At 64.8% G+C, this 22,397-nt stretch carries 12 protein-coding genes; 1 reads left to right on the top strand and 11 read right to left on the bottom strand.

Annotation, left to right across the window (positions count from 1 at the left end):
• Positions 1 to 29: 29 nt before the first annotated feature.
• Positions 30 to 2,192, bottom strand: a complete 2,163-nt coding sequence (locus ACLV7J_RS09315; RefSeq protein WP_411868827.1) for a DUF4236 domain-containing protein — start codon at positions 2,190 to 2,192, stop codon at positions 30 to 32.
• Positions 2,193 to 2,478: 286 nt separating this feature from the next.
• On the opposite strand from ACLV7J_RS09315, the gene ACLV7J_RS09310 reads away from it, so the two are divergent.
• Positions 2,479 to 2,715: a hypothetical protein gene (locus ACLV7J_RS09310; protein ID WP_411868826.1), complete on the top strand. Its 237-nt coding sequence runs from the start codon at positions 2,479 to 2,481 to the stop codon at positions 2,713 to 2,715.
• A 149-nt stretch (positions 2,716 to 2,864) separates the two neighbouring features.
• Here the strand turns inward: ACLV7J_RS09310 and ACLV7J_RS09305 are convergent, their stop codons facing one another.
• The 10 genes from ACLV7J_RS09305 to ACLV7J_RS09260 all read right to left on the bottom strand — a co-directional run bounded on the left by ACLV7J_RS09305 (position 2,865) and on the right by ACLV7J_RS09260 (position 22,243).
• Positions 2,865 to 3,467, bottom strand: coding sequence for a hypothetical protein (locus ACLV7J_RS09305; protein WP_411868825.1), 603 nt, complete (start codon positions 3,465 to 3,467; stop codon positions 2,865 to 2,867).
• Positions 3,464 to 4,531 carry a 5-methylcytosine-specific restriction endonuclease system specificity protein McrC gene (gene mcrC, locus ACLV7J_RS09300; protein WP_411868824.1) on the bottom strand — a complete coding sequence of 356 codons (1,068 nt, stop codon included), beginning with the start codon at positions 4,529 to 4,531 and terminating at the stop codon, positions 3,464 to 3,466. The genes ACLV7J_RS09305 and mcrC overlap by 4 nt, the downstream gene beginning before the upstream one ends.
• 7 nt (positions 4,532 to 4,538) lie before the next feature.
• On the bottom strand, positions 4,539 to 4,913 hold the full coding sequence (locus tag ACLV7J_RS09295) for a HEPN domain-containing protein (protein ID WP_411868823.1): 375 nt from the start codon (positions 4,911 to 4,913) through the stop codon (positions 4,539 to 4,541).
• Positions 4,900 to 5,247: a nucleotidyltransferase domain-containing protein gene (locus ACLV7J_RS09290; protein WP_411868822.1), complete on the bottom strand. Its 348-nt coding sequence runs from the start codon at positions 5,245 to 5,247 to the stop codon at positions 4,900 to 4,902. Before ACLV7J_RS09290 ends, ACLV7J_RS09295 begins: the two co-directional genes overlap by 14 nt.
• Positions 5,248 to 5,275: 28 nt before the next feature.
• Positions 5,276 to 7,486 carry an AAA family ATPase gene (locus ACLV7J_RS09285; protein ID WP_411868821.1) on the bottom strand — a complete coding sequence of 737 codons (2,211 nt, stop codon included), beginning with the start codon at positions 7,484 to 7,486 and terminating at the stop codon, positions 5,276 to 5,278.
• A gap of 452 nt (positions 7,487 to 7,938) precedes the next feature.
• The gene (locus ACLV7J_RS09280; RefSeq protein WP_411868820.1) at positions 7,939 to 8,829 is read right to left on the bottom strand and encodes a DUF4145 domain-containing protein; all 891 of its coding nucleotides are present in this window, start codon (positions 8,827 to 8,829) and stop codon (positions 7,939 to 7,941) included.
• Between the two features lie 61 nt (positions 8,830 to 8,890).
• On the bottom strand, positions 8,891 to 9,766 hold the full coding sequence (locus ACLV7J_RS09275; RefSeq protein WP_411868819.1) for a hypothetical protein: 876 nt from the start codon (positions 9,764 to 9,766) through the stop codon (positions 8,891 to 8,893).
• A 200-nt stretch (positions 9,767 to 9,966) separates the two neighbouring features.
• Positions 9,967 to 13,845, bottom strand: coding sequence for an Eco57I restriction-modification methylase domain-containing protein (locus tag ACLV7J_RS09270; protein WP_411868818.1), 3,879 nt, complete (start codon positions 13,843 to 13,845; stop codon positions 9,967 to 9,969).
• A 2-nt stretch (positions 13,846 to 13,847) separates the two neighbouring features.
• A complete protein-coding gene (locus tag ACLV7J_RS09265) occupies positions 13,848 to 16,835 on the bottom strand; it encodes a helicase-related protein (RefSeq protein ID WP_411868817.1) in 2,988 nt (995 codons plus the stop codon).
• Positions 16,832 to 22,243 (bottom strand): DEAD/DEAH box helicase, encoded by a 5,412-nt coding sequence (locus tag ACLV7J_RS09260; RefSeq protein ID WP_411868816.1) that lies wholly within the window; start codon positions 22,241 to 22,243, stop codon positions 16,832 to 16,834. Before ACLV7J_RS09260 ends, ACLV7J_RS09265 begins: the two co-directional genes overlap by 4 nt.
• Between the last annotated feature and the right edge of the window lie 154 nt (positions 22,244 to 22,397).

Raw genomic sequence — 22,397 nt, 5'->3', positions numbered from 1 at the left:
ACACGGCCCTCTGTGGCCACGGACCCAGCTCAGCGCAGCACCGCTGCGATGTCGTCTGGGGTGATGTCCTCCTTGCGCAGCTCCATCAGCTGCCGATGGGTCGGCTCCGGGATCGTCACCACCCGGTTGGCCTGGCGCACCACCGCCAGATCGAACAGGTTGCGCACCGTGCGGGCATTGCCGAAATGGGCCGGCTTGGCCTCCACCATCGCCGCGAAGGCGTCATCCAGCGACCGGTCCAGGGCAGTGGAGAGTCGGTAGCCCGAGGCCTGGCAGAAGCTCCGGAAGATCGCCTTCAGCTCGTCGGCGCTGTAGTCGGGGAAGGCGATGAACTTGTTGAAGCGTGATTGCAGGCCGGGGTTGGACTGTAGGAACGCCTGCATGGGCTCGCTGTAGCCCGCCACGATCACGATCAGCTCCTCGCGGTAGTCCTCCATGTACTTGAGCAGGGTGTCGATGGCCTCACGGCCGAACGACTCCTCCCCCTGGCCCGTGCTGAGGGCGTAGGCCTCATCGATGAACAGAATGCCGCCCCTGGCCTGCTCGATCACCGCCTTGGTCTTGATCGCCGTCTGGCCCACGTAGCCCGCCACCAGGGCGGAGCGGTCCACTTCGGTGAGGGTGCCCTTGGTGAGCACCCCCAGGGCCCGGTAAAGCTCCGCCAGGCGCCGGGCCACGGTGGTCTTGCCCGTGCCGGGGTTCCCGGTGAACACCATGTGGTTGGTGGTCTGGATCTCGGCCAGGCCCGCCTCCCGGCGCAGGGCCGATACCTTGAGGGTGTTGATGTGGGAGTTGATCTCCTGCTTCACCGAGGCCAGGCCCGTCATCTCCCGCAGCTCCTGCAGGATCTCCGCCGTGGCGTCGTCAGGCTGGTTTCTGGACTGGGCTCCATTGTTGGTGGTGCTCTGGGCGCTGGACTGGCCCTTGGCGGCTTTGCTGCGTCGGCTGCCCGTCCTGCGGGGCCGGGTGGCTTGCTCGAGCGGCAACGGCTCCAGCACCAGCGTGTGGCGCGCGAAGGGCGAGCGCTCCAGCTGGGCGGCCACCTGGGGATACTGCTGCGCGAACTGGGTGCCCTGTTCGATCAAGCCGCCGGCTCGTTCGTGGAGATCGTCGATGGCGTTGCGCTCCTGATCGGTGATCGTTCCATCGCGATCCGCCAGGGTGTGGAGATAGCGGACCAGAGCGCGCCGCACTTTGGTGGTGAGCGCCGCCGGACTGGTGGGCCGCACACCGCGCAGCTGGTCGTAGCAGGCCAGCAGGCGGAAGGCATTGAGCGAGGTCTCCGCTTCATCGGCCAGGGATCCCGTGGGATTGTCCAGAGTGCAGAGGTTTTTGAGGGCCTGGCGTCTGGTGTCGAGGTCCGCCTCCAGAGCCGGAAGCGCCTCCGCTCCATCCAGCGGGGCGAAGAATGGCCTCACTGTGTGATACAGGAGGGTGATGTCGTCGTCACTGACCTGTCCGTGACTGGACTGGCAGAGCAGGTAACCCGAGCGGCCAAAGATGATGGCCACCAGGTAGGCAGATGTGGCCAGGTTGAACGCTTCAAAGGGGTGGCCGATCTCCGCCTCCAGGCCAGGGGTGTTGGCCATCGCGAAGGCCAGATCCCTTACGGCGCTGACGGCATCGCTGAGCAGGGTGGGCCCATGGGCCTTGAGGAAGGCATCGGCCTCCGCGGCCGGGCTCTTGGTTGAGGCCCGGCGCGGCGCCGGATCCGGCTTCAGGGGCTGCGGCGGGGGTGGAGGCGGTGGGGGCGACGGCCAGCGCGTTGCCCCTGCAGGGGCATCAACGGCCGGGGCTGGAGGACGCGCGGTGGGCTGGTTGGAGAGACGGGAGCTGCGTTGCCTGGTGGGCGGTTGCTGGAGCTGACCGATCAGCACCAGCAACCCCAGGGGGATGAGCACCACCAGCAGCCAGGGCCACACCAACACGGCCCCGAGCAGCAGCAGGGTGAGACAACCGCAACCCGATGCCGACGAGGTGTTGCTGTTGACTGGAGCCGGACGGGATCCAGCGCTCCCGGGACGGATGGTCTGGGAGACGGACAGCCCCGTGCCAGGCAGGCTGGCGGTGACCCGACCGCGGCTGTTGACGGTGAGGCCGCCGCCGCCGATCGAGGTGCTGATCCCCGACTTGCTCAGGTTGAGCCGAACCCCTGGGGCGATGCGGATCGTTTTACGGAAGCGAAAACCCATGGACCGCAGGACTCCCGACCGATCGCCCATCGCCGGTGGACGATCGGGTCGTTTGTCTCTCTGTTAGCAGGGCTGTGCAACCCATGGGCGTGCTCGCGAGGGCAGAACATGCCCAATCCATGGCCCAGGCAACCCGCCCAGCTTGAACTATGCAGAATCTGCATCATCTGGCCTGTCGTCGGAATCGGGTGAGCCCCGATGGCGTGGCTGTTGAGCAGCGACGTCGACAGCTTTTGACGGACTTAGTCCATGCCTAGGTTGAGGAGGGTCAGCCGGTTGTGTCGCCATGGGATCAGGTCCAGCCACGCCGCAAGGGTCGCCACGCGTGGTGAACGTGGATCAGGCCAGGACCAACCTCTCGCGGTTGATGCCCCTGGCTCCGCTGCTACCCCAGCGCATCCCCGGGCGCCTGCGCAGCCAGGGCCCCCTGCGCAACCCCGGGACGCTGCTCGAACCCATGGCGGCGGAGGAGCTGGCCATTTGGTCGAGCGATGACGCAGCCCCATCGACTCCCCAGCGGTGAGCGGCCCGGGGGCTATCTGAGCGACAGCCACGTGCTGCTGTGGCGGTGGTTCAAGCCTGCGCGGCTGGTGATGGTTATGGCCCTGGTTTGGCAGCGCTGCCCTGGCTGAGCAGCCGATCGCGCATCAGAGCTGGACGGTCGGGCCTTTGTCACCCTTGCTGTGGTGGATCGGCTGGTCTGCCAATGCCCCCGAAGCCCATCACCACCGGTGGCTGGAAGGGGGTGAGCTGCTGGGCCGTGGCCTCCAGGAAGGCCACCAGGATCGTGATCAGCAGGATGTAGTCGCGCAGGGCGGGATCCAGCGGACCGTGGGCGGAAGGCGGCTGCGCAGCCAGGACGGATTCCAGTGGGACCCAGAGCGGGTTGGATCGCGCTTCGGCGTAGACCTCGGCCAGGCGTGAACTGTGGGCAGGATCCGCCAGCGAGGCGGACTCAGCGGAGTGGGCGAAGGCGTTGCGCAGCTTGCGGAGGCCATTCAGGGCCCGTTCGATGCCTGCATCGATCAGGCCCAGCCGGTGAGCCAGGGCCACCTTGGCGCCAAGGGATCCCAGGGGCCGTTCGGGACGAAACAAGCCATCCCCCTTGGCCGAGGAGGGCGTCATCAGCGACTGCAGCAGATGCTCCAGCGCCGTATCCACCCGGGCAACACCAACCAGCACCGCACCACGTCCTCTCTCTTCCAGCATCTGGAGAGCGATGGTGCCGGCTGCCTTGGCGGCGGCCCCATCGGCTGAAAGCGGTGATGGCGTCACGATTCCGTGCCTCCCACCAGCTCCAGCAACCTGGATTTGATTGCCCCGTGGTCACCCGCCAGATCCACGGTGGCAAAGCGCATCTGATGCCCCTGGATCAGCACCGCTTCGTCGACGTCGCCGTTGATGGCGGGGTGGAGCAGGAGTCCATCGGCGCGGTCTGCTCGGGCATCACCACGGCCTTCCTGCGAGCGCAGATAAGCGTAGAGCTGGTAGACGTACCCGCTTCTGAGCGACAAGTCGCGATACCAGCCACGGCCGTAGACGTGGGTGAACTTGGTGTCGATTACCAGGCGTTTGGGCTGATCGCTGCGGTCGATCACGATGTCGGTCCGCATCGAGGGAAACACCTGGGTGATGCCACTGGTGGCATCGGCGATCGGCCAGCTCAGGGCCTTGCCGGTGTGCACCACCCAGTGGGGTGCATCGAGGTGCAGCCGGTAGAAGCCGCCGATCGCCTTCTCGTAGAGCCGCCGCAGCCAGTGCACGCAGCGCTGGGGATCGAGCAGGGCATTGGGGCCGGCTTCCTCGCTGGGCAGGGCCAGATCCATCGCCAGGCGGGCTGCGGCCAGCATCGGCTCATCGGCCTGATCGTGCCGACCGAAGCGTTCCTGGCTGATCTGCTGCCTGCTGGGAGCCTCACCCACCACGCCCTGACGCCGCAGGCCATGGGCCAGCCCCCGGCAGCGATGGGCCAGCTCGGGCTTGCGCACCAGTCGGGCCACGGACTCCAGCGCCGCCCGGACGTAGCGGTTACGGGGGCTGTCCACGGAGAGCTCCTCGAACCGACAGGCCACCTGGCCTTTGGCGAGCAGCTGACGGCGACTGGTGGTGAGGTGATCGATGCGGCCGCGCACGCGGCTGAGCACCGCTTCCCGGGGAAGGAACGCTGTGCTGAGTTGGCGGCGCTGGCGTAGCTCGACGGCGCGGGCCAGGATCTCGGCCACCAGATCGGGGATGTCCTCGGGCAGGTCTTCGGCGGCGAGGTTGGTGGGAGACGCGTGCTTGCCGAGGTCTGATGCATAGAGCATCAACCACCAGATGTTGCGAACCGGGATGCTCATGGCCGCATCACCCGATCCGGCTCTGTGCGTGGTCGATCAGAGCTTCCGCGCGGTTGCACCAAGCGGTCCGGTCCAATCCAAGGTGTTCAGGTTCGTCTTCGTAACGGCATTGCACCGCGAAGGTGGTGAAGGCCCGCAGCGGCAGTAGGTCAGTGATGTCAACACCGGAGTCCTGCAAGAGCAGCAGCAGACGGGCGAGATCGTGGGTCTGTGGCGGTTTGGTCCCAACGATGTGCAGCCAAGCCTTGAGGGTCTTTTCCAAGCACTGCTGCACCGCCCAGCCCCAACTGGCCTCTTCCACTTCGGGAACCAACAGACGCCGCGCCATCTTCAGGTCGCGGCGCGCCACCCGCAGCAAGCGCTCCGCTTCAGGGGTGGCCATTGAGCAGCACACCCTCCTGAATGGCCTGATGCACCAGAGAGCCCGGTTCCTGGGCGCGGCGAGCCGCTTCGCTGGTGGAGTGCAGCACCAGATCCACAGACAGATCGGGTTGGGCCACGGCCCCCCACAGATCGCCAAGGAGAGCAAAGCGGTCGCGGGTCGCGAGCCAGGCGTCTGGGGCGGTGATCAACAGGTCGACATCGGAATCAGGACGCGCTTCGCCGCGCGCCCGGGAGCCGAACAGGCGCACCTCGGCGGCCGGGACCAGCTGACGGATCTCCGCCGCCATACCTGCCAGGCGCTGTTCGATTGGGGCGGTGGTGGCGACGGCCATGGATCCATTCTGGGGCAGCCGGCAGGGCTCACCACCCCTCCAGTAACGCCGCGGCAGCCTTCTCGGATTCCTCAGGCGCATCGAACCAGTACTCCTGCAGCAGGGGCTTGAGTTCGCTGGCCACCACATCCGCGAACCAGTCGCGGGTGGAGCGGCCCTCCAGGCCTTGGGTAGGAGTGACGTAGCTGTGGCCGATCTGGAAAGCCTTGCCCAGCCGCGAATCGGCGGCGATGGCGGCGTTGAGCTGGTTGAGGCGCTGCTCGATCGCGGCGGCGGCTGTCGGCTCCATGGCCCGTTGGTTCACCACCCAGTCCCGCCAGGGCTCACCCAGGGCGGGCTCGAGGGTGATGAAAGCGAAGCGGCGGCGGAAGGCCATGTCCACCAGGGCCAGGGAGCGGTCGGCGATGTTCATCGTGCCGATCACGAACAGGTTTTCGGGCACGTAGACGGGCCTGTGGATGCCATCTGGATCGGGGTAGCAGAGCTGCATGGCATCGCGGGGGGTGCGCTTGCCTGCCTCCAGCAGCGTGAGCAGCTCCCCGAAGATCTGGGCGGGGTTGCCGCGGTTGATCTCCTCGATCACCAGCACGTAGCGCTGCAGTGGGTTTTCCAGGGCAGCTCTCACCATCTGCATGAACACCCCGTCGTGGAGGGTGAGGCCGCCGTTGCCGCTGGGGCGCCAGCCGCGCACGAAGTCTTCGTAGGAGAGGTTGGGGTGGAACTGCACCACCCGCAGCTGCGGTTCCTGCACGTCCTGGCCGATGAGGGCCAGGCCCAGGCGTTTGCCCAGCCAGGTTTTGCCGGTGCCGGGCGGTCCCTGGAGGATCAGGTTCTTCTTCTCGCGCAACCGGCTCAGCATCTGGTCCAGCACGGGTTCTGGCAGGAAGCAGCCATCGGCCTTGATGTTGCTGATGCCGTAGGGCAGCTCCGCCTTGACCGGCTGCACCGCCGGGGCATCTACGGGCGTGGTGGTCTGCTCCTCGTCGGCATCGTCCAGCTCGGCGGCGGAGGGTGCAGCGCCGGTGTAGGTCCAGGCCTCCAAGGACAGCTCGGGGAAGGAGTGGACGCTGAAGTCGGGTTCGGTGAAGCGCTGGTTAAGGGCTTCGATCAGCTGCAGGTAGTCGGCAGCACTGCAGCGGTTCTTGGGGCCGTGGGAGCCGATGGGGAGGCGCAGCTTTTCGCTGATGTAGCTGCGGGCCTTGCCATCAAGGCTGAGGAAGCTCCAGGGACGGCACCAATAGAGGCCGAAGCTGAGGTTCCAGGCCACGCCATAGAGCTGCATGGCCGCGTCGAAGTCGCGACTGAAGGTCTCGCTGGTCTGCTCGCTGCTGTCGTCTGCCAGCTGCATGCCGCTGGCAAACACCTGCCAGAGAGTGTCGATGTGCTGGGGCGGGCGGTCTTTGGCGTAGGGAAAGAACCAGGAGTTCTGGTTATCCAGAACCGGGATCCCCTCAAAGTTCTCAGGTACGGACTCACTGACGTTCAGGAACTGGGCCAGCTCGGAAGCGATGGCCTGGCGGGTGGCGTCCTTGATGCCGCGGTTGAACAGCCCGATCAGGGTGAAGGGATCAATGTCTGCAATGAAGCCCTTGCGGCCGTCGTCGAACTGATCACTTTCGAGAAAGTTGAGCCGCTCCACGCGGCTGTTGAGCCCCTGCAGAAACTCGATGAGTGGCTCCCGGTTGTGGCGGTATGGCACAAGGCCATCGGCGATGGCCTGGTAGAAGCGGGTCCAGCGGAAGCGCTTGAGATCCGCTGGATTGGTGGCAAAGCGATCGCGCCAGAAGGGGTCGTTGCGGAAACGGTTGAGGTCCTGGGGGGTGTTGTTAAAGGCGAAGGCAATGAGGGCATCGGCGGACCAGTCGCCGGGCATCACCTTCCAGATGGTGCGCTGGTAGGTGTAGAAATACCACTCCTTGGGTGGACTCTCCCGCAGCCAGTGGACACGGACGCGCTGGCCGTCACCCGGGTTTTCGGCGATCACGCCGGTGGCTTTGATCGCCATCACCGACACGGTGTTGCCCCAGGTCTCAAAGGGCAGGTTGTGCTTGCGGATGTAGGCGGCCTTGATGGCGATGCGTTCTCCCATCCGCATCGAGCGGACCTGGGCGGCAATCTTGCTGTCGTCGAAGTTGTGCTCCCAGATGCCTTCGTCGATGAAGCGATCGGTCTGGTCGGCACCGCCGATCATGGCGCCGACGAACCAGCAGGGGGCAGACGACTGGGGGCTGGCCGACATGGTGGTCGTCGTGCACGACGAATGATCACTGGCTTTCAATTCTACGTTGCTTTCGTGGAGGGTGCTGTACCAGCTCGCTCTTGTGGATGTCGGCTACGTCCAAGCAGCTGATCCCGCTCCTAACGCGAAGGGTTGCATTAGAGGAGTTGGGATCCATCACATCGGCCGGATCAGAAATGCAAAACTATGCGTTGTAGTTTAGATTGTAGAGCTATGCCTAGTCGGCATCCAGAATGGTGAGAGGAAGGGTGCGGCGGTGGGGATCAAAGTGGAGCGCCAGGTATTTGCAGAAGACTTCTTTGGCCCAGGCTTTGGACATTGTGCTGGAGCTTGTGAGTTCGAGGAGCCGGGAGTCAAATCCCTGTGGAGGCAATACGCAAGCTATCACCTGGACGCGTGGAGATATTAGATCGTGCAATACTCATTTCGTGGCAAACAGGTGAACAATGATGTCAGACAGGGGATTGGACGACGAAGTGTTGAAGCGGACTCTGCGAGCCCTGATAGGCATCTACCCTTCCGATTGACAACGAGGTGAATGCTCCTGACTGGATTTTAGATATTAGCTCAGATTCAAGAATAGAAATTGACTCCTTGACTCGCCGGAGGTCTTTCCCAAGGAACTTTGCAAGAGGAAGCTCATCACCGGGCGAGTATTCATTCAGCGCATCCAGCAGGAGAGTTTCGAATTTCTCGTACTTGCTAATTGCTGGCTCTAGTCGCCCTTCAACCTCCTTTTCAAGGATATAGACAGACTGCAGCAAGTGTTCGACGATCTTTAATGCCACTCTAAGCGCTCCATCATGAGGTCTTCTTATTTCATGAGCTGCGTCGTTGCCCATAAAGCGTATGGCGTGTAATCGCTCCGCGTCGCTTTTTGATATGTGCCCAGAGCTTGCTAGCTTATTGATTCTGGTCTCCAATGAGCGCCCTGTAATCCCAAGGTCATTGCAGACTGCCTCGACGACTCCTCTGAGGCCTAGGCCGGAGAGGATTCTCGCATCTTCTGTGATTGCTGTCAGCACTTCAGTGTAGATCTTTCCGACAACATCTGGGAGGTGAAAGATATCTTCAATTCCGACGTGCCCCTGCAATACCCTGGGGTAGACATCATTCTCCTCGGGGACTTCCCATTCGCCATCGCGATTCGGATATGCAGACTCGATGTCAACGAAGCTCTTTCGAAACGACACGAACTCGCAACCGAGGCAACCTACAATCTGGTATTTTATGTCGCAGTCATAGTCGTCCCGGTGTGATATGCTATGTGCCACAATGATTTCGTGATTTGTTTCGCGACCGCAAGTACTGCAGTAGCTCTTTACTTTTTCTTTCGTCGACATGGCTTGGTATTCTGCTTGTTAGCGTCGAAGTTGAGCGGCGGACCTCCGCTCGAACGACCTATTAGGCAACATCGTAGTAACGGATGAGTTCTTCAGAGCGGCTTCTGCCGTAGGGATTCTCGGTTACGGTATTGAAGTAGTGGCTGAAGAGCCTCGCGAGCTCTCGCTTTGTGGGTGGAAGTGGGTTCAGCTTTGCCCGCCAGTTGTGGAAGAGGCGTACCACCTCGTACGAGCCAACAAAGGTCGGGCCAAGATGACCTTCCACTGCTGTCGCCACAGTATTGGCAAGTTCAAGAAACGATTGAACGTCCTCGTCGGAAATGCGTGGCAATGGCTGAACAAGGCTGCTCTCAGAAAAACGCATCCCCTTGATGTCGCGGCCGAAGGAGTGTCCGGCATCGTTTCGAAGAGCGCGAAGCCGTTCCAATCGGCTAATCTCGCTTACAAACGGGCACGCTCCAAAAATGCGGGCATACGCAGAAGTTCTAGCCTGCCAATCGCCTCGAACTAGCGGCTCGGCATGGGCGTAGAAGTCGTAGTTAGTCCCAGACTTCAGGAGAACGGTACCGTCTACCTGGCTGGCGCCACCAAAGATCTGCGCAGGACAAGATTCCAAAGCAGCAGTTGCCACTTGAGCAATATAGGTCTCTAGATATCCACAGATGGCCACAACTGCAGCCATCTGTGTCCACTGATTAAATCCTGAGTAGTTATCGGCCCAAGCACCCAGTGTTGGGGCAAGCCGCTGCGGATTGTCGGGTAGGGTGAAGAGGACGTTTGTAAGATCAGTTCGCTGGAAGGAGCGCGTTGCAGCGTACGCGAACTTTGAAGTTGCTCGATTCGCCCAATAGATGTCGTTGAAGTGTGTGTGATGCCGCTTGAACAGGCGCCACGCGAGCGTACGTTCGAAGAATGGGACGCGGCGATCAAAGGACATTTGTGCGGCCTAACGCTTATTGGATGGTTTTCGTGAACTGCGGACGGTTCTTCCTTCCCTTCCGAGAACCACGCCAAGTGTCCCGCCCAGCAAGTTCAGGAACTATTGGGGCACCGGGCTTTATGCTCAATTCCCTGCAAGTATAGGGCTGGTTACCGGTTCCGAGAACCACTAGACCAGAACGGACAATGGATTTACCCTTACGTCGTAAATAAGTTTGATGCCCTCGCCTCAGCTCCAAACAATCGATCCCAGGCCTCCAGCACAAGCCGCTGCGTGCGGTACTCTCCAAACTGGCGGACCTCGTTATTCTTGAGCACGCGGAAGGTTTCGCTGGGATAATCCGGACCCATCACATCTGCCGGATCAAGGATGTAGCGCAATTCATCGCGGTTGAGGCCGTAGAGGTGGGCGTAGTAGGCATCTAGTTCGGCCCGCAGCAGCGCACGGCGGTCGAGATCGAAGGCGAAAGGTGGGCCGTCGTAGCTGAGGTCTTCCGCCCAGGACTTGAGGTCGTGGCTGGTGTAGGTGAGTTGGAGCACTCTGGGCTGGATGAAATCGATAGCGTCCTGACTGTAGGCACCTGGGGGTAGGACGGGGAGCTGCTTGTAGATGAAGAAATTCATATGCGTTCCGCCGACCTTGTGCCTTGCGAAGAAGTCGTATGGGATGGATGTTAGGTTGCCAAGGAGGAGTGCGGCTGAGTCTGTACTCGCCTCGACTTCAGGAAGCATCAACGGCATCTGGTTTCCGATGCCAGCCATTGGCACCACCGAACAAATCACCGTTCGCTCATCAGTGCCGCGGCAGATATCCCGCCACCCCATCAGCCACTGCTGTCCCCAACCCTGAGCGCTTAGCCGATCGCTGACTTCCTCGCGGTTCACCCAATACCTAGGTCGCAGCTGAAACTCCGGATCCTGCTTGTCAGCCAGCGCCACATCGCTGCTGGAGCCATCAGGGCTGTAGGTGGCCCAGCGGTGATCGTAGTGGTGGATCAGCTTGGCTTCATAAAGCGGCAGGCGATCACGCGCGGGTTCTTCGAAGAACAGATGGCTGTCGTTCGACATGTCAAGCATTCTCATGAATCTGATGCCCCAGGGATTCCCCTGCTCAGCCAATGCCTCATCAATCAACAAGGGCACTCTTCGGTAGATCTTCTTGGCGAGCTCCGCATCTATTTGGCTACGGAACACCGGACAGGTGCGAGTGTTGGGGTTGATCAATGCGATGTCGTCGGCACTGAGGTTGAAGTGGCGTCGGCTCTCAGCCAGCTGTTGCGGTGCCGTGGCAAAAAACACGAAATCGGTGGCCTGCACCCCATTGCCCAGTGTGAGCAGCGCAAACTTCATGCGGCTGTCCACAGCTGGAAAAAGGCCATGACGGTTCTCAAAGTCGTACAGGTTCACCAGCCTCCCGCCACGAGAGATGGCATCGAAGTAGGCCTTGGTGCTGTTATCGGTGGCAATACCTGTGGGCACGATCACTCCAGCTCGGCCCTTTGGTCCGACCAGGTTCAGGAACAGTTCGGCGAACAGGGCATAGGTGTTCAGGTCACCCACCGCTGTGAGGGCAAAGCGGCCGCTGCCACGGATGAACTCGCCGCTGCCCTCCGCCTCCCGCTTGGCCAGCTCAAACTCCCGCACCAGCTGGCGATCCGCACTTGAGGCCTCCGCTGCCCTGAGGGCCTGGATCAGCCGCTCCCGTGCCGCCTTGTTCGGGGCGGTGGCAATCGCTTCCGAACGTGCCGCGAAGAACTCCTTCTCCTGCAGCTTGATCCGCTCCCACGGCGGATTGCCCAGCACGCAGTCGAACCCCCCGGCCTGCATCGCCTCGGGGAAGGCCAGGTGCCAGTGCAGAAAGCGAAACTCTGCCCCCGCCTTCTCCACAGCCTCGGCCATCGCTGCGGAGAGCTCGGCTCCCTGCTTCAGCGCCTCCAGGTGCTGCGAGAGGGGCACCAGCTGCTCAACGCCCGGCTCCTTGGGCAGGAAGAAGGCGGCCGCGTAGGCATCGGCCCGCTGCAGCTCCTGGCGGATGGCCGGGTCGGCGCGCCAGGCCTGGTAGGCCTGCTCCTTGCGCCGCACCGCCTGCAGGTCGTCCTCTTCGATCGCCTCAAAGCCCGTGGCGCTCGGGATCGCCTGCGCCATCGCCGCGGCGCTGAACAGATCCGCCTGACCCTGCACCACAAAGGCCTGGTTCTGCTTCTTCAGGCTGGTGCAGATCGTCTTGTTATCCCCCGTGAGCGGTTTGTAGGCCCCATCGGGGATGCCCCCGTCCAGCACCATGGGATCGAACACCCCCACCAGTGAATCGCCGCACTGGATGTGGGCATCGAGAAAGCCCAGGGGCTTCCCGGGTTCGATCGCCTCGATCCACAGGGCCACCTTGCACAGCTCCACCGCCATCGGGTTCTTGTCGACCCCGTAGATGCAGTGGGCCACCACCTGGCGCAGGCAGTGGCGGCGAAGGTCTTCGCTGGGTTCGTCGTCGCCGGCCTGGATCCTTGCCAGCTCCAGGGCCAGCCTGCGGGCCGCTGCCAGCAGGAAGTGGCCGCTGCCGCAGGCCGGATCCAGCACCCGGATCGCCAGCAGCGCCGCCGCCTTCTCCTCCTGCGTGGTGGCATTGCTGAGGCGATCGCGGATCACCGGCAGCAGGGCCGAGAGGATCAGCAGCCGCACCAGCTCCTCAGGTGTGTAGTAGCTGCCGCTGGTCTTGCGTTCGCTGCCGGCCACACCGCCCAGCGAGAAGCGCAGGCTGGCGCCACTGCCGCTGATCTGCGGATGCAGCTCCAGCAGGCTCTCGTACACGCTGCCGAACTCTTCGGTGTTCAGCGCCTGGTAGTTGATGCGGGTGCGGCTCTGGCTCTGCTCGTCGTAGAACCAGCCGATCGCCCGCACCGCCTCCAGCAGTGCGGCATTGCTCAGCTGGGCGCTGTCGAGGTCGGGGCACTGCTTCTCGTCAAACAGGCCGCCGAGGCCCGGCAGACCGAGGCTGGAGCCGCCCCGGCCCAGCTCAGCAAGCACGAGCGTCTGCACACGCCATAGATCACCGTGCTGGTGCTCGTGCGCGCCGCTCCTGATCGCCAGATCCCGCAGCCGGCTGAGGCTGTAGCCCTCGCGGTAGATCTGTCGCAGCTCCAGCGGCACGTCCGGCGGAAACAGCAGGTTGCGGTCTTCCGCCACGCAGAGGAACAGCAGCCGATACACCAGCCGCAGCAGCTGCCGGAAGAAGTCCTGGGTGCTCAGCTCTCCGCTGTGCAACTTGTGCACCAGCTCGCCATTGGCCGGGTGCTGCAACACCCCCTGACCAACCGCTTCGAGAGCGGCCTGCACACCATCGCGCAGCTTGTTCAGCGCGCGCTCGCCGCTCTGCTGGCCTTCCTGCTTCCATCCATCGAGCACACAGGCGCCGTCGTCTTTGCGCTGGAAGCGGCTGGCGTGCAGCAGCAGCCACACCACCGCGAATTCATCAAACAGCCCGCCCTCGAAGAGTTGATCCAGCGCCACTGCCACATAGGCCGGCTTCACCAGGGCCGGGTTGTCGTGCAGCAGCCGCAGGGTGGTGCCGTTGCAGAGCACCCCCCAGTTGGCGCTGTCGTCGGCATTGAGGCACTCCTGCAGGCAGCTGTGGGGGGAGCGCTTGCGCCCCTCCTGGCCGAATTGTTTGTGGCCCTTGTCGAGGTCGTCGTTGCCCAGGCTGGTGAACACCACCGGCACGGCCCCCGAGAAGGCTTGGTGCGTGATCGGGAAGAGGGCGGCTTCGATCTGGCGGGGCGGGCAGGGCGTGAGGTCGTCCCAACCGAACACCTGCTGGAGCAGCCGCTGGCTGAACCACGGGGCCCAGGGCATGTCGTCGCCCCGGCGGCGCAGCTCCTGGGCTTCCTGCCACAGCGCCTTGGCGCGGCTCCAGGCCTGATCCACCGCCACCTGCAGCCGCTGGTTCTTCGGCAGGCCGTACGCACTGGCCTTCTGGCCCGACGCCTGCTGCAGCGCGATCTGCTCCAGCAACGACGCCGGCAACAGCCCACCCACCAGCTGGATGGCGTTGAACTGCAGGGTGGCGGAACGGCGACGGCCCATGGCTACAGCTGCGGTGCCGGCAACAGCACAAACAGGCCGATCACATCCACCGGCAGGCTCGGCTCGCAGCGGAAGCGCATGCGCAGCGCCCCACCCGTGCCCACGGCCGCCTGGCGCACGCGGCGGTGATCGTCCTCCGCCTGGGCGGCCTGGTCAACCGCCAGGGTGCGCAGGTCGGTCTCCAGGGCCGGCAACTGCTTGAGCGCCCGCTCGAGCTCCATCTGGCGCTGACCCGGCTGCACGTTGCCCACGGCCGGCTGCTGCAGCAGGGCCAGGGCCTCGGCCTCCGGCAGCACCCGCAGACCATCGGCGGCGCAGTGCACGGTGAGGCACTCCTCCACCAGAAGCGGTGGCATCGCTTCAAAGCCCGCGTCGGTTCTGCGCTCCTGGTTGATCTGGTGGCGCAGGCGCAGCAGCAGCAGGGTGGTGCGCTCGCTCACCCCCTTGGTGCGGATCACGGCGCTGCGGGCCGCCAGCTCCGGTTCGGTGCCACTCAGGGCCCGCTCGGCCACAAATTCCGCTAGCTCCACCACCAGTGGATGGGAGCGCGTGAGCAGCTGGGCGCCATCGCGGCAGGGTGTGGTGGTGGAGAGGCTCAGCCGCCCCTCCAGCCCCTGACTCTCCAGCCGTTCCCGCAGGGCCCGCCGCTCCTGCGGGATCTCGGCGAGGTTGAACTCCCACGCGCCACCGGCCGCCGCCGGTGCCGGCAGCCGCAGCCGAGCGCAGGCCTCCACCAGCAGTCGCTCCACCGCGGCGTGATCGCCCAGGGCTTCCTTGCTGCGCTGCCACTCCGGCAGCACCTCCTCCGGTTTGAGGCGTTGCTGGGCAAAGATCGTCTGTGTGCGCCTGGCGTTCTCCTTGGCGCTTTGCCACTGCTGATCGAGCGTGGCCTCCCAGCCCACCAGCGGCAGCACCTCGGGCATTCCGGGCGGTGTCGCCAGGCCGAGATCCAGGCCCAGTTGCTGGATGGACTCGCCGAGCACGTCGGCGAGCACCGCCTGGGTGATCGAGTTCATGTCGCCGGGCACCGGCACGCTCACGCCCAGCTCCTTGCGGATCAGCTTTTCCTTGTTGAGGATCACCGCCAGAACCCGCTCATCCACCGGGTTGCGGTGCTTCGGGTCTTTGCAAGCCCCGTGAAGCATCAGCGCCCGCACTGTGGTGCGGGCCTGGCCGAAGCGATCCACCCGGCCCTCGCGCTGTTCATGGCGCGAGGGGTTCCAGCAGAGGTCGTAGTGGATCACCGCATCGAAACTGCGCTGCAGATCGATCCCCTCCGACAGACAATCCGTGGCCACCAGCACCGGAGTTTTCGGTTTCTCCGGATCAAAGGCCTCAGCCTCCAGCGCCGCAATCCGCTCCACCCGCTCCTCCGGCGGCAGCTCCCCAGTCACAGCCTGGATCATTGTGCTGCGCTTGGGCAGGGCAGCGGTGAGTTCTTCCGCCAGGTAGTGGGCGGTGGGGCGGAAGCGGCAGAAGATCACCGGCCGGTAGCCCTCACCCAGCAGCTCCTGCACCTGGCGCACCAGCTGCCGGAGCTTGGGGTCCTTGGCGGGGCCCCGCAGACCCTCCGCTGCCTCGATCAATCCCTCCAGATGGGCGCGATCCGCCTCCAGGGCCAGGTCGCCACCCGGAGCGGCCTCCTCTTCACTCATGGCCTCATCGAGCCCGTCGAGCACCCCCTGGCTGGCCAGGGCCTCCAGCTCGCTGAGCTGCTGCTCCTCACTGAGCTCGTGGCCGTTGCCTTGGTCGAGGCCCGCCTGCTCCAGGCCCGCCAGCTTGGTGCGCAGCGATGCGGCCGCTGCCGCCGGACTGCTGCTGATGCAGCGCAACAACGCCAGGGCCGCCCACCAGCTCATCCGCTGCCGCAGCCGGCTCTGGCCGGCGCTGCGCTTCACCAGGGTGCGGGCGTACTCGAGCACGTCGTGGAACAGCGATCCCCAGGCGCCGGTGAGCTCGTAGGTGGCCTCGCGGGTTTCGCGATCGGGGAAATCGGCTCCGTCCGTGCCCCACTCAGCCCGGATGTCCTGGCGTCGCCGCTGCACGAAATGGGCGCCGAGTTCTTCGCGCAGGGCATCGCGGCGCACTCCATCGGCCATCGTTCCCAGCTCCGAGAATTTCGGATCCAGCAGCCCCAGCAGGTGATTGAAGCCCTCGCTGTCGCCGCTGTGGGGGGTGGCGGTGAGCAGCACCACATGGCGATCGGCCCGGGCCGCCAGGCCGCGCAGCAGCTCATAGCGCTGGTGCCGCCCCCGCCCTTTGCCGGAGGTGCAGGTGTGGGCTTCATCCACGATCACGAAGTCGCCGCAACCGCGGATGAAGCCATCGCGGTAGTCGTCGCGCTTGATCGTGTCGAGGCTCACCACCGTGAAGGGATAGGCCTCGAACAGCGAGTGCCCCACCGGCAGATCCTTGCTCAGCCGCCCCACCGTGCCGGGCCGCACCACTTCAGCGGCCAGGTGGAACTGCTGGGCCATGTCGCTGCGCCACTTCTCACACAGGTGGGGCGGGCAGATCACGGTGATCGTGCGGATCTCGCCGCGATCGAGCAGCTCTCGCGCGATCAGGAGCGCCTCCACCGTTTTGCCCAAGCCCACCTCATCGGCGATCAGCAATCGCGTCACCTGTTGCTTGAGCGCCATGAGCAGCGGCACCAGCTGGTAGGCCCGCGGCTCCAGGGAGAGGTTGCCGAGGCTGCGGAACGGACCGGCTCCGGCCCGGAGCTTCAGGAGCAGGGCATCGCGCATCAGCAGCGCCGAGCTCTGCGAGCCGCTCTGGCTGGCATCCGGCCAGGGAAAGGTCGCCGGGGCCACGTCGTGTCCCTCCAGCGGCAGAAACAGGGTGGCGATCTGCTGGTCGCCGCCACCCAGTGGCCGCAGCTTGAGGGTGTTCGGTGCCGGGTTGGGCAGCACCACCCACTCCCGCCCGCGGGCGCGCACGATCGAGCCGGGGGTGGTGGGCGTCGTTGGCGCGAGCGGTGTGCTGGTCATGACGCCTGCCCACCACCCAGCTTGTCGGCGTGCTGCGCAAACACGGCGGCGATCTGAGCGCCGATGTCCCCGCTGCCTTCCTCGCTGTGGCCTTCGCCGAACAGCCAGCGGTACTCGGCAAAGACCGCATCCCACTGCCGCGGGTCGTCGCCGAACACCACCACGTTCAACCCGACGGCATCGAGGGCCGAACGCTTGCGTTCATCGAGCTGTTGCTGGAGCGGCTGCTTGTGGTGCGGCCCATCCACAAACACCAGCGCAGCGGCCTCCACGTAGGTGAAGTCGGGTACCACGTAGTGATCGGGCACCGGCGACTGGGCCTTGTCCGGCAGAAGGTAGCCGCGCTGCTGCAGCGTCTGCAACCACAGGCGCTCCAGGCCGCTCTGGCAGAGCTCCAGCAGCTGATCCAGCCGCTCGCTGCGGCCAGACGCCCCCCCCTGGGCCACCACATCAGCGCGGGCCAGATCCAGCAGGAACTGCTTGAGCGACGGCAGACGCCGATCGATCTGCTCGTGGTCGCGCTGGTTGTTGTAGCTGAGCAGGCAGCGGTAGCAGCCGGCCTCGCATTCCTCGTCGGTGTCGATGAGGTCGATCGCCTGCTGGGGCATCAGCCCCTGCCAGCCCCAGTGGCACAGCTCCAGCGCTTGCCTTCCCACCTGTTGCATCGCCGTGGGGCTCTCCACCAGACGGCTCAGCACCCCAGCGCCACCCTCGGCGGCCTCGTAGATCAACAGGGAGGTGGCATTGGCCTCGTTGGGCATCAACTCGGCAGCGAGCTCGCTGGGATCGAGCTGGAACGCCACCTCGATGGCGCGCTTGAGGGCGTAGCGCACGGAGATCAGATCCCGGGCAGTCCACTCCTGGCGGAACTGCACCAGCAGGGCGTTCTTGCGGTCCTGCACGTAGGGCGTGATCTTCACGTAGCCGTCTTCCGACTCGCCGTCGTCCTCATCGCCGCCGGCAACCAGATCCGACTCCTTGCCCCAGAGCCCCTTCACGGGATGGATCGGGAAGCCGATGTTGTTCGGGTTCTCGCGGCGGCGGCGGCCCAGGTTGATGCGGCTGATCTGGGTGGCAGCGCCGTAGCTCAACGCCAGCAGCGGCCGCCCCGCCACGCTCACCTCCGCCACCGCCACCCGCACCTGGTTGTTCTCCTTGGGGAACTCGTAGGTGGTGAGCAGCTCATAGCCCAGCCGCTGGCGTTCCTCATCGTCGGAGGTGATCCGCTCAGCTCGGCGCGTGGTGACCTGCTCGATCTGATACAGGGCGGGAATCTCTATCGCCTTGCCATCGGGATATTTCTTGAGAGCTGCGCCGCAGTGAGAGCAGAGCTCCTGTTTCGCCTCCTCACCCAGGTGGGCATGGCCGCAAGTGCCGCAGATGATGGCGTTACGGGTGGCCAGGGTTTTGGTGGTGGTGCTGGCCTGCTCCTGCAGGTTGAGGATCGCGCCGCGCACCTTGTAGGTGTTGCCCTCGTGATAGATCAGCGAATGGGGGCCGAACTCGCTGATGCCCACAAACCGCGGCCGGCTGATGTAGGTGCCGCCATTCACCTGCTCACGGCTGCCGGGAATGAAGGCCAGCAGCGGCAGCCGCGGGAAGTTGTAGCCCGGCATGAAGCCCGCGCTGGCCAGGTAGCGGTAGGTGGTGAAGTCGCCGTTGGTGCCCTGGGGTCCGCTGCGCTCCGCCAGCAGCAGATCCCGCTGCAGCAAGGCCGCCCGCTGGCGCTGCTCGGCGTTCTTCTTCTCCCGCTCCGGCAGGGCGTAATTGATCATGTCCTTGCCAGCCTGCACCAGCTGGCTGGTGACCGCATCGAGCAGGCCGCGCCAGCGGCCCAGGGAGCGATCGAAATCCCGAGCCGTGCTGTTGATCAATCCCTCCAGCCAGCTCTCGGTGAGCCAGGGCGGCGGTGTGGCCCCGAGCCAGTTGTGGCGCTTGAGGTCATCCACGATGGCCTGGCAGGCCTTCAGCGCCTGGTCCCGCGCTTTGGGGTTGTCGAGGGCTTCCGCGATCTCGCCCGCCACGGGCTTGAGCTCCGAGTCGAGCCCCACCAGCTCCTTCACCTTGCTGGGGAGTGCCTTGCCCGTGGCGGCGAGCCACAGGGCGCGGAAGTGAGCGATCAGCAGCTCCTCATTGGCCAGCTCCAGCGTGGGCGCACTCACCGCACCCGACACCATGCGGGTCGGGGCGGAGAAGAAGTACTGGTCGTGGGGTGAGGTGGCACCGCAGTAGCTGAGCACCAGGGCCGGCTGGCCGCTGCGCCCTGCCCGGCCGCTGCGCTGGGCGTAATTCGCTGGCGTCGGCGGCACATTGCGCATGTACACCGTGTTGAGCGAGGAGATGTCCACCCCCAGCTCCATCGTTGGCGAGCAGTAGAGCAGCCGCAGCTGCGCTTCGCGGAACGCCTCCTCCCGTTTCTCCCGCTCCAGCGCATCCACCTGGGCGGTGTGCTCACGGGCCAGCAAGGTCTGCAGGAACGGCCGGCCCTGCTCACTCAAGGTGGTGGCCAGATCGTTGTAGAGGGTGCGGAAGTAGTCGTTCACCGGCCCGCGACGACCCGAGCCCTGGCGTTGCTTCAGCAGTGCTGCGTGGTACTCGTCCTGGGGCTCTCCATCCCGCTCGCCCAGGGCCCAGCGCAGGGCACTGCTGCTGAGCCGCCAACCGCTCTTGCTGTCGCCGCTGCCGCGCCGGCTGAGGCGTAGATCCACCTGTTTCACCAGGTGGTACCGCCCCAGCACCGTGACCAACCCAGTGGTGATCTCCTTGTAGAGCGTCTCATCCCACTTCAGGCCGGCGTGCAGCCCCTCCAGCGATAGCCAGCGCTCCCGCGCCTTGAGCCAGCGCCCGAATTCACCACGCAGTGACAACCCCTCCAGGCCGCGAAACTCCCGCCCCCGGGCGTCGCGCGGCACCGTTTCAAACACCACGCTGCGGGCCAGTTCGCCCTTCTCATCGGCGCCGATCGCCCACACCTCCTCCAGCTCCGAGGAGGCCCGGCGGCGGCGCTCAAACTCCTCGGCAAACAACACAGTGGTTTCGATCGCCAACCGCTCGCGCAGCTCTTCCAGGAGGCGGTGGCAGATCAGATAGCGCTCAACGGCTGAGCACTGCGCCAGCAGGGGGTGCTGATCGGCCCACTGGGCCTGGTCTTCCACGCAGACCACCAGGTCGGCGTAGTCGACCTCCAGCAACTGCAGCTGCTCCAGGTTGGGGTTGGTCAAGCGCCAGCCCCGGCGCAGGTCCACCACCAGGCGGTACTCCAGCACCTCGCGCAGGGCTTTGCGGAATTTGCCCTCCGCCGCCGGCACGATGCCCTTCTGCGCGATGAAATCGTCGGCGTCGAGCCTGAGCGCTTGTTCGGTTTCCAGGGCCAGGGTTTCCATGCTCAGCTCCCGATCCGGCTGGGCCTGCAGCGCGGCCACCAACCCTGCCCTCAGCTGCAGCACCCGCATGAAGTCGTTGAAATGGCCGGCCTGGAGTGAGGCGTCCTGGCGGTTGTCGCTGAAGGCCAGCAGCTTGCGGGCGTTATCGGGCAGCTCCTTCGCAGGGAAATTGAGCAGCTGCCGCAGCACCGACAGGCTCAAGGTGGTGGTGGCGGAGCTGCGGCCCTCAGAACTCAGGCCCACCAGCTTGCGGAAGTCGCTGCCCCGTGCGCTGTGCTCAACTCCGCAGCTGGGGCAGAAGCGGAAGCTGCCGGCGAGCAACCAACCGGCCAGCCCCTCGGTGCTGACCAGACCATCCGGACGGAAGCGACAGGGCACCGGGGCCGCCTGGCGGTAGTGCTGGCGCAACACCAGATCACCGTCCTTGCCTGGCTCCAACCAGCCGTCGGGGTAGTTGGCTTTCTCCGGCTCATCGGTGGAATAGGCCCCGGCTGCATCGGGCATGAAGTAGCCGTGCACCACCTGCTTGTCCTTCAGGCTGGCCTGATCACCGAAATCGCGGGGCTCCAGTCGCACTGGGTACTTGCTCTGCAGGTGGGCCCACACCGGATGGAACTCCTGGCCGCAGCTGCGGCAGAACACCAGCGGGAACAGCAAGGCCTGGCGATCGCTGCCGGGTCGGTAGATCTGCCCTTTGAGCGTGGGGTGGCGGGATCCCGGCTCCTCCAGGGTGCAGTAGATGTCTCCTCCCGCAGAGACGAACTGGTGCAGGCGGAAGGCAAAGAAGCGCCTATTCGGCGCCACCTCCACCTGATAGGCGGCCAACAGGAACTCCCGCAGCCGATCGCGTGCCCGCAGCAGATCCACCCCACTCAGCTGGGCGAGCTCTTCGGCAGCTTCCCGGAACGCCCGCGGATTGGAGCGCACCCATTTGCCGTCGGCCCGGTCGTCCTCCCGGCGTAGGCCCAGCCGCAGCTCCACCCAGCGGGCCAGGGGGTGGCGGCGCAGGCTCTCCACATTCCCCGTGGGGACTTCAGCGGCAAGGGCCTGCCGCAGCTCCTGGGCACTGGGCAGATCACCATGCGTGACCCGCTCCAGGGTTTCGGTCACCACATTGGCGGCCGGAATGGTGGTGCCGAACAACTTGCTCGCCACCGAGGCCACCAGGGCGTTGCGTTCCTCGGCATTGCCCTCGCTGGCCATCGTGGCCGAGGTGCCGATGCAGATCAGTTGGTTGTCTGGAGACAGCCGCTGCCGGACCCGGCGCACCAGCATCGCCACATCAGCTCCCTGACGGCCCCGGTAGGTGTGGAGCTCATCGAGCACCAGGAACTCCAGCCCCTGGGCCGCCTTGATCACCTGCTGATCCAGGGGGTTCTGGCGGGTGAGGATGTACTCCAGCATCACGTAGTTCGTGAGCAGGATGTCAGGCGGATTCGTCTGGATCTGTTCGCGCTCTTCCTTGCTCTCCTGGCCGGTGTAGCGGGCAAAGGTGACTTGCTCCGACCCCTTGGGGTAGCCCAGGCACAGGTACTTCTCCAGTTCCTTGAACTGGCTGTTGCAGAGGGCGTTCATCGGGTAGATCACGATCGCCCGAATCCGCTTCTTGGTATCCCCTGCCTGCTTGGCCTCGATGATGCGTTGCACCATCGGCAGGATGTAGCCGATTGACTTGCCCGAGCTGGTGCCGGTGGTGATCACCACGCAGCCACCGGCGAGCACGATCTTCAACGACTCCAGCTGGTGGAGGTGCAACTGCAGCTCCTGGCCCTCACCGCTCTCCTTGCCCCAGCGAAAGATCTGACGGCACTCCGGGTGCAGCAGGCCCTGCTCCACCAGGTCGCCGATGCCTCCTCCGCTCACAAAGCTGGGGTTGAGCTGGATCAACGGTGAGGGCCAGTACTCCTCATCGCCATAGCGGCCATCCACGAAGTCGCGGATGTCGTGAGCCTTGATCGTGGTGAAGCTGCGGCTGAACTGGCCGTAGTCCTCAACGACCCGGTCGCGGAAGGAGAAGACGTCCATCAGCTGCACCCCTCCAGCGCAAGGATCGCTTGGGCTTGCATCAGGGGAGCGGATGGGCTTCTTGCGGCAGTCTGGGCCTTGTGGGCGTTCCTGGGAACCACAGGCCGCAGGGATTGATCTTGATCTGCCGCGGCTATGCGCGTTTTGCATAACT

This window comes from Vulcanococcus limneticus LL (assembly GCF_943369875.1).
GTDB classification, from domain to species: Bacteria; Cyanobacteriota; Cyanobacteriia; order PCC-6307; family Cyanobiaceae; genus Vulcanococcus; species Vulcanococcus limneticus_A.
The sequence above is the reverse complement of the archived record's forward strand: the minus strand, read 5'-3'. Positions and strand labels throughout refer to the sequence as shown.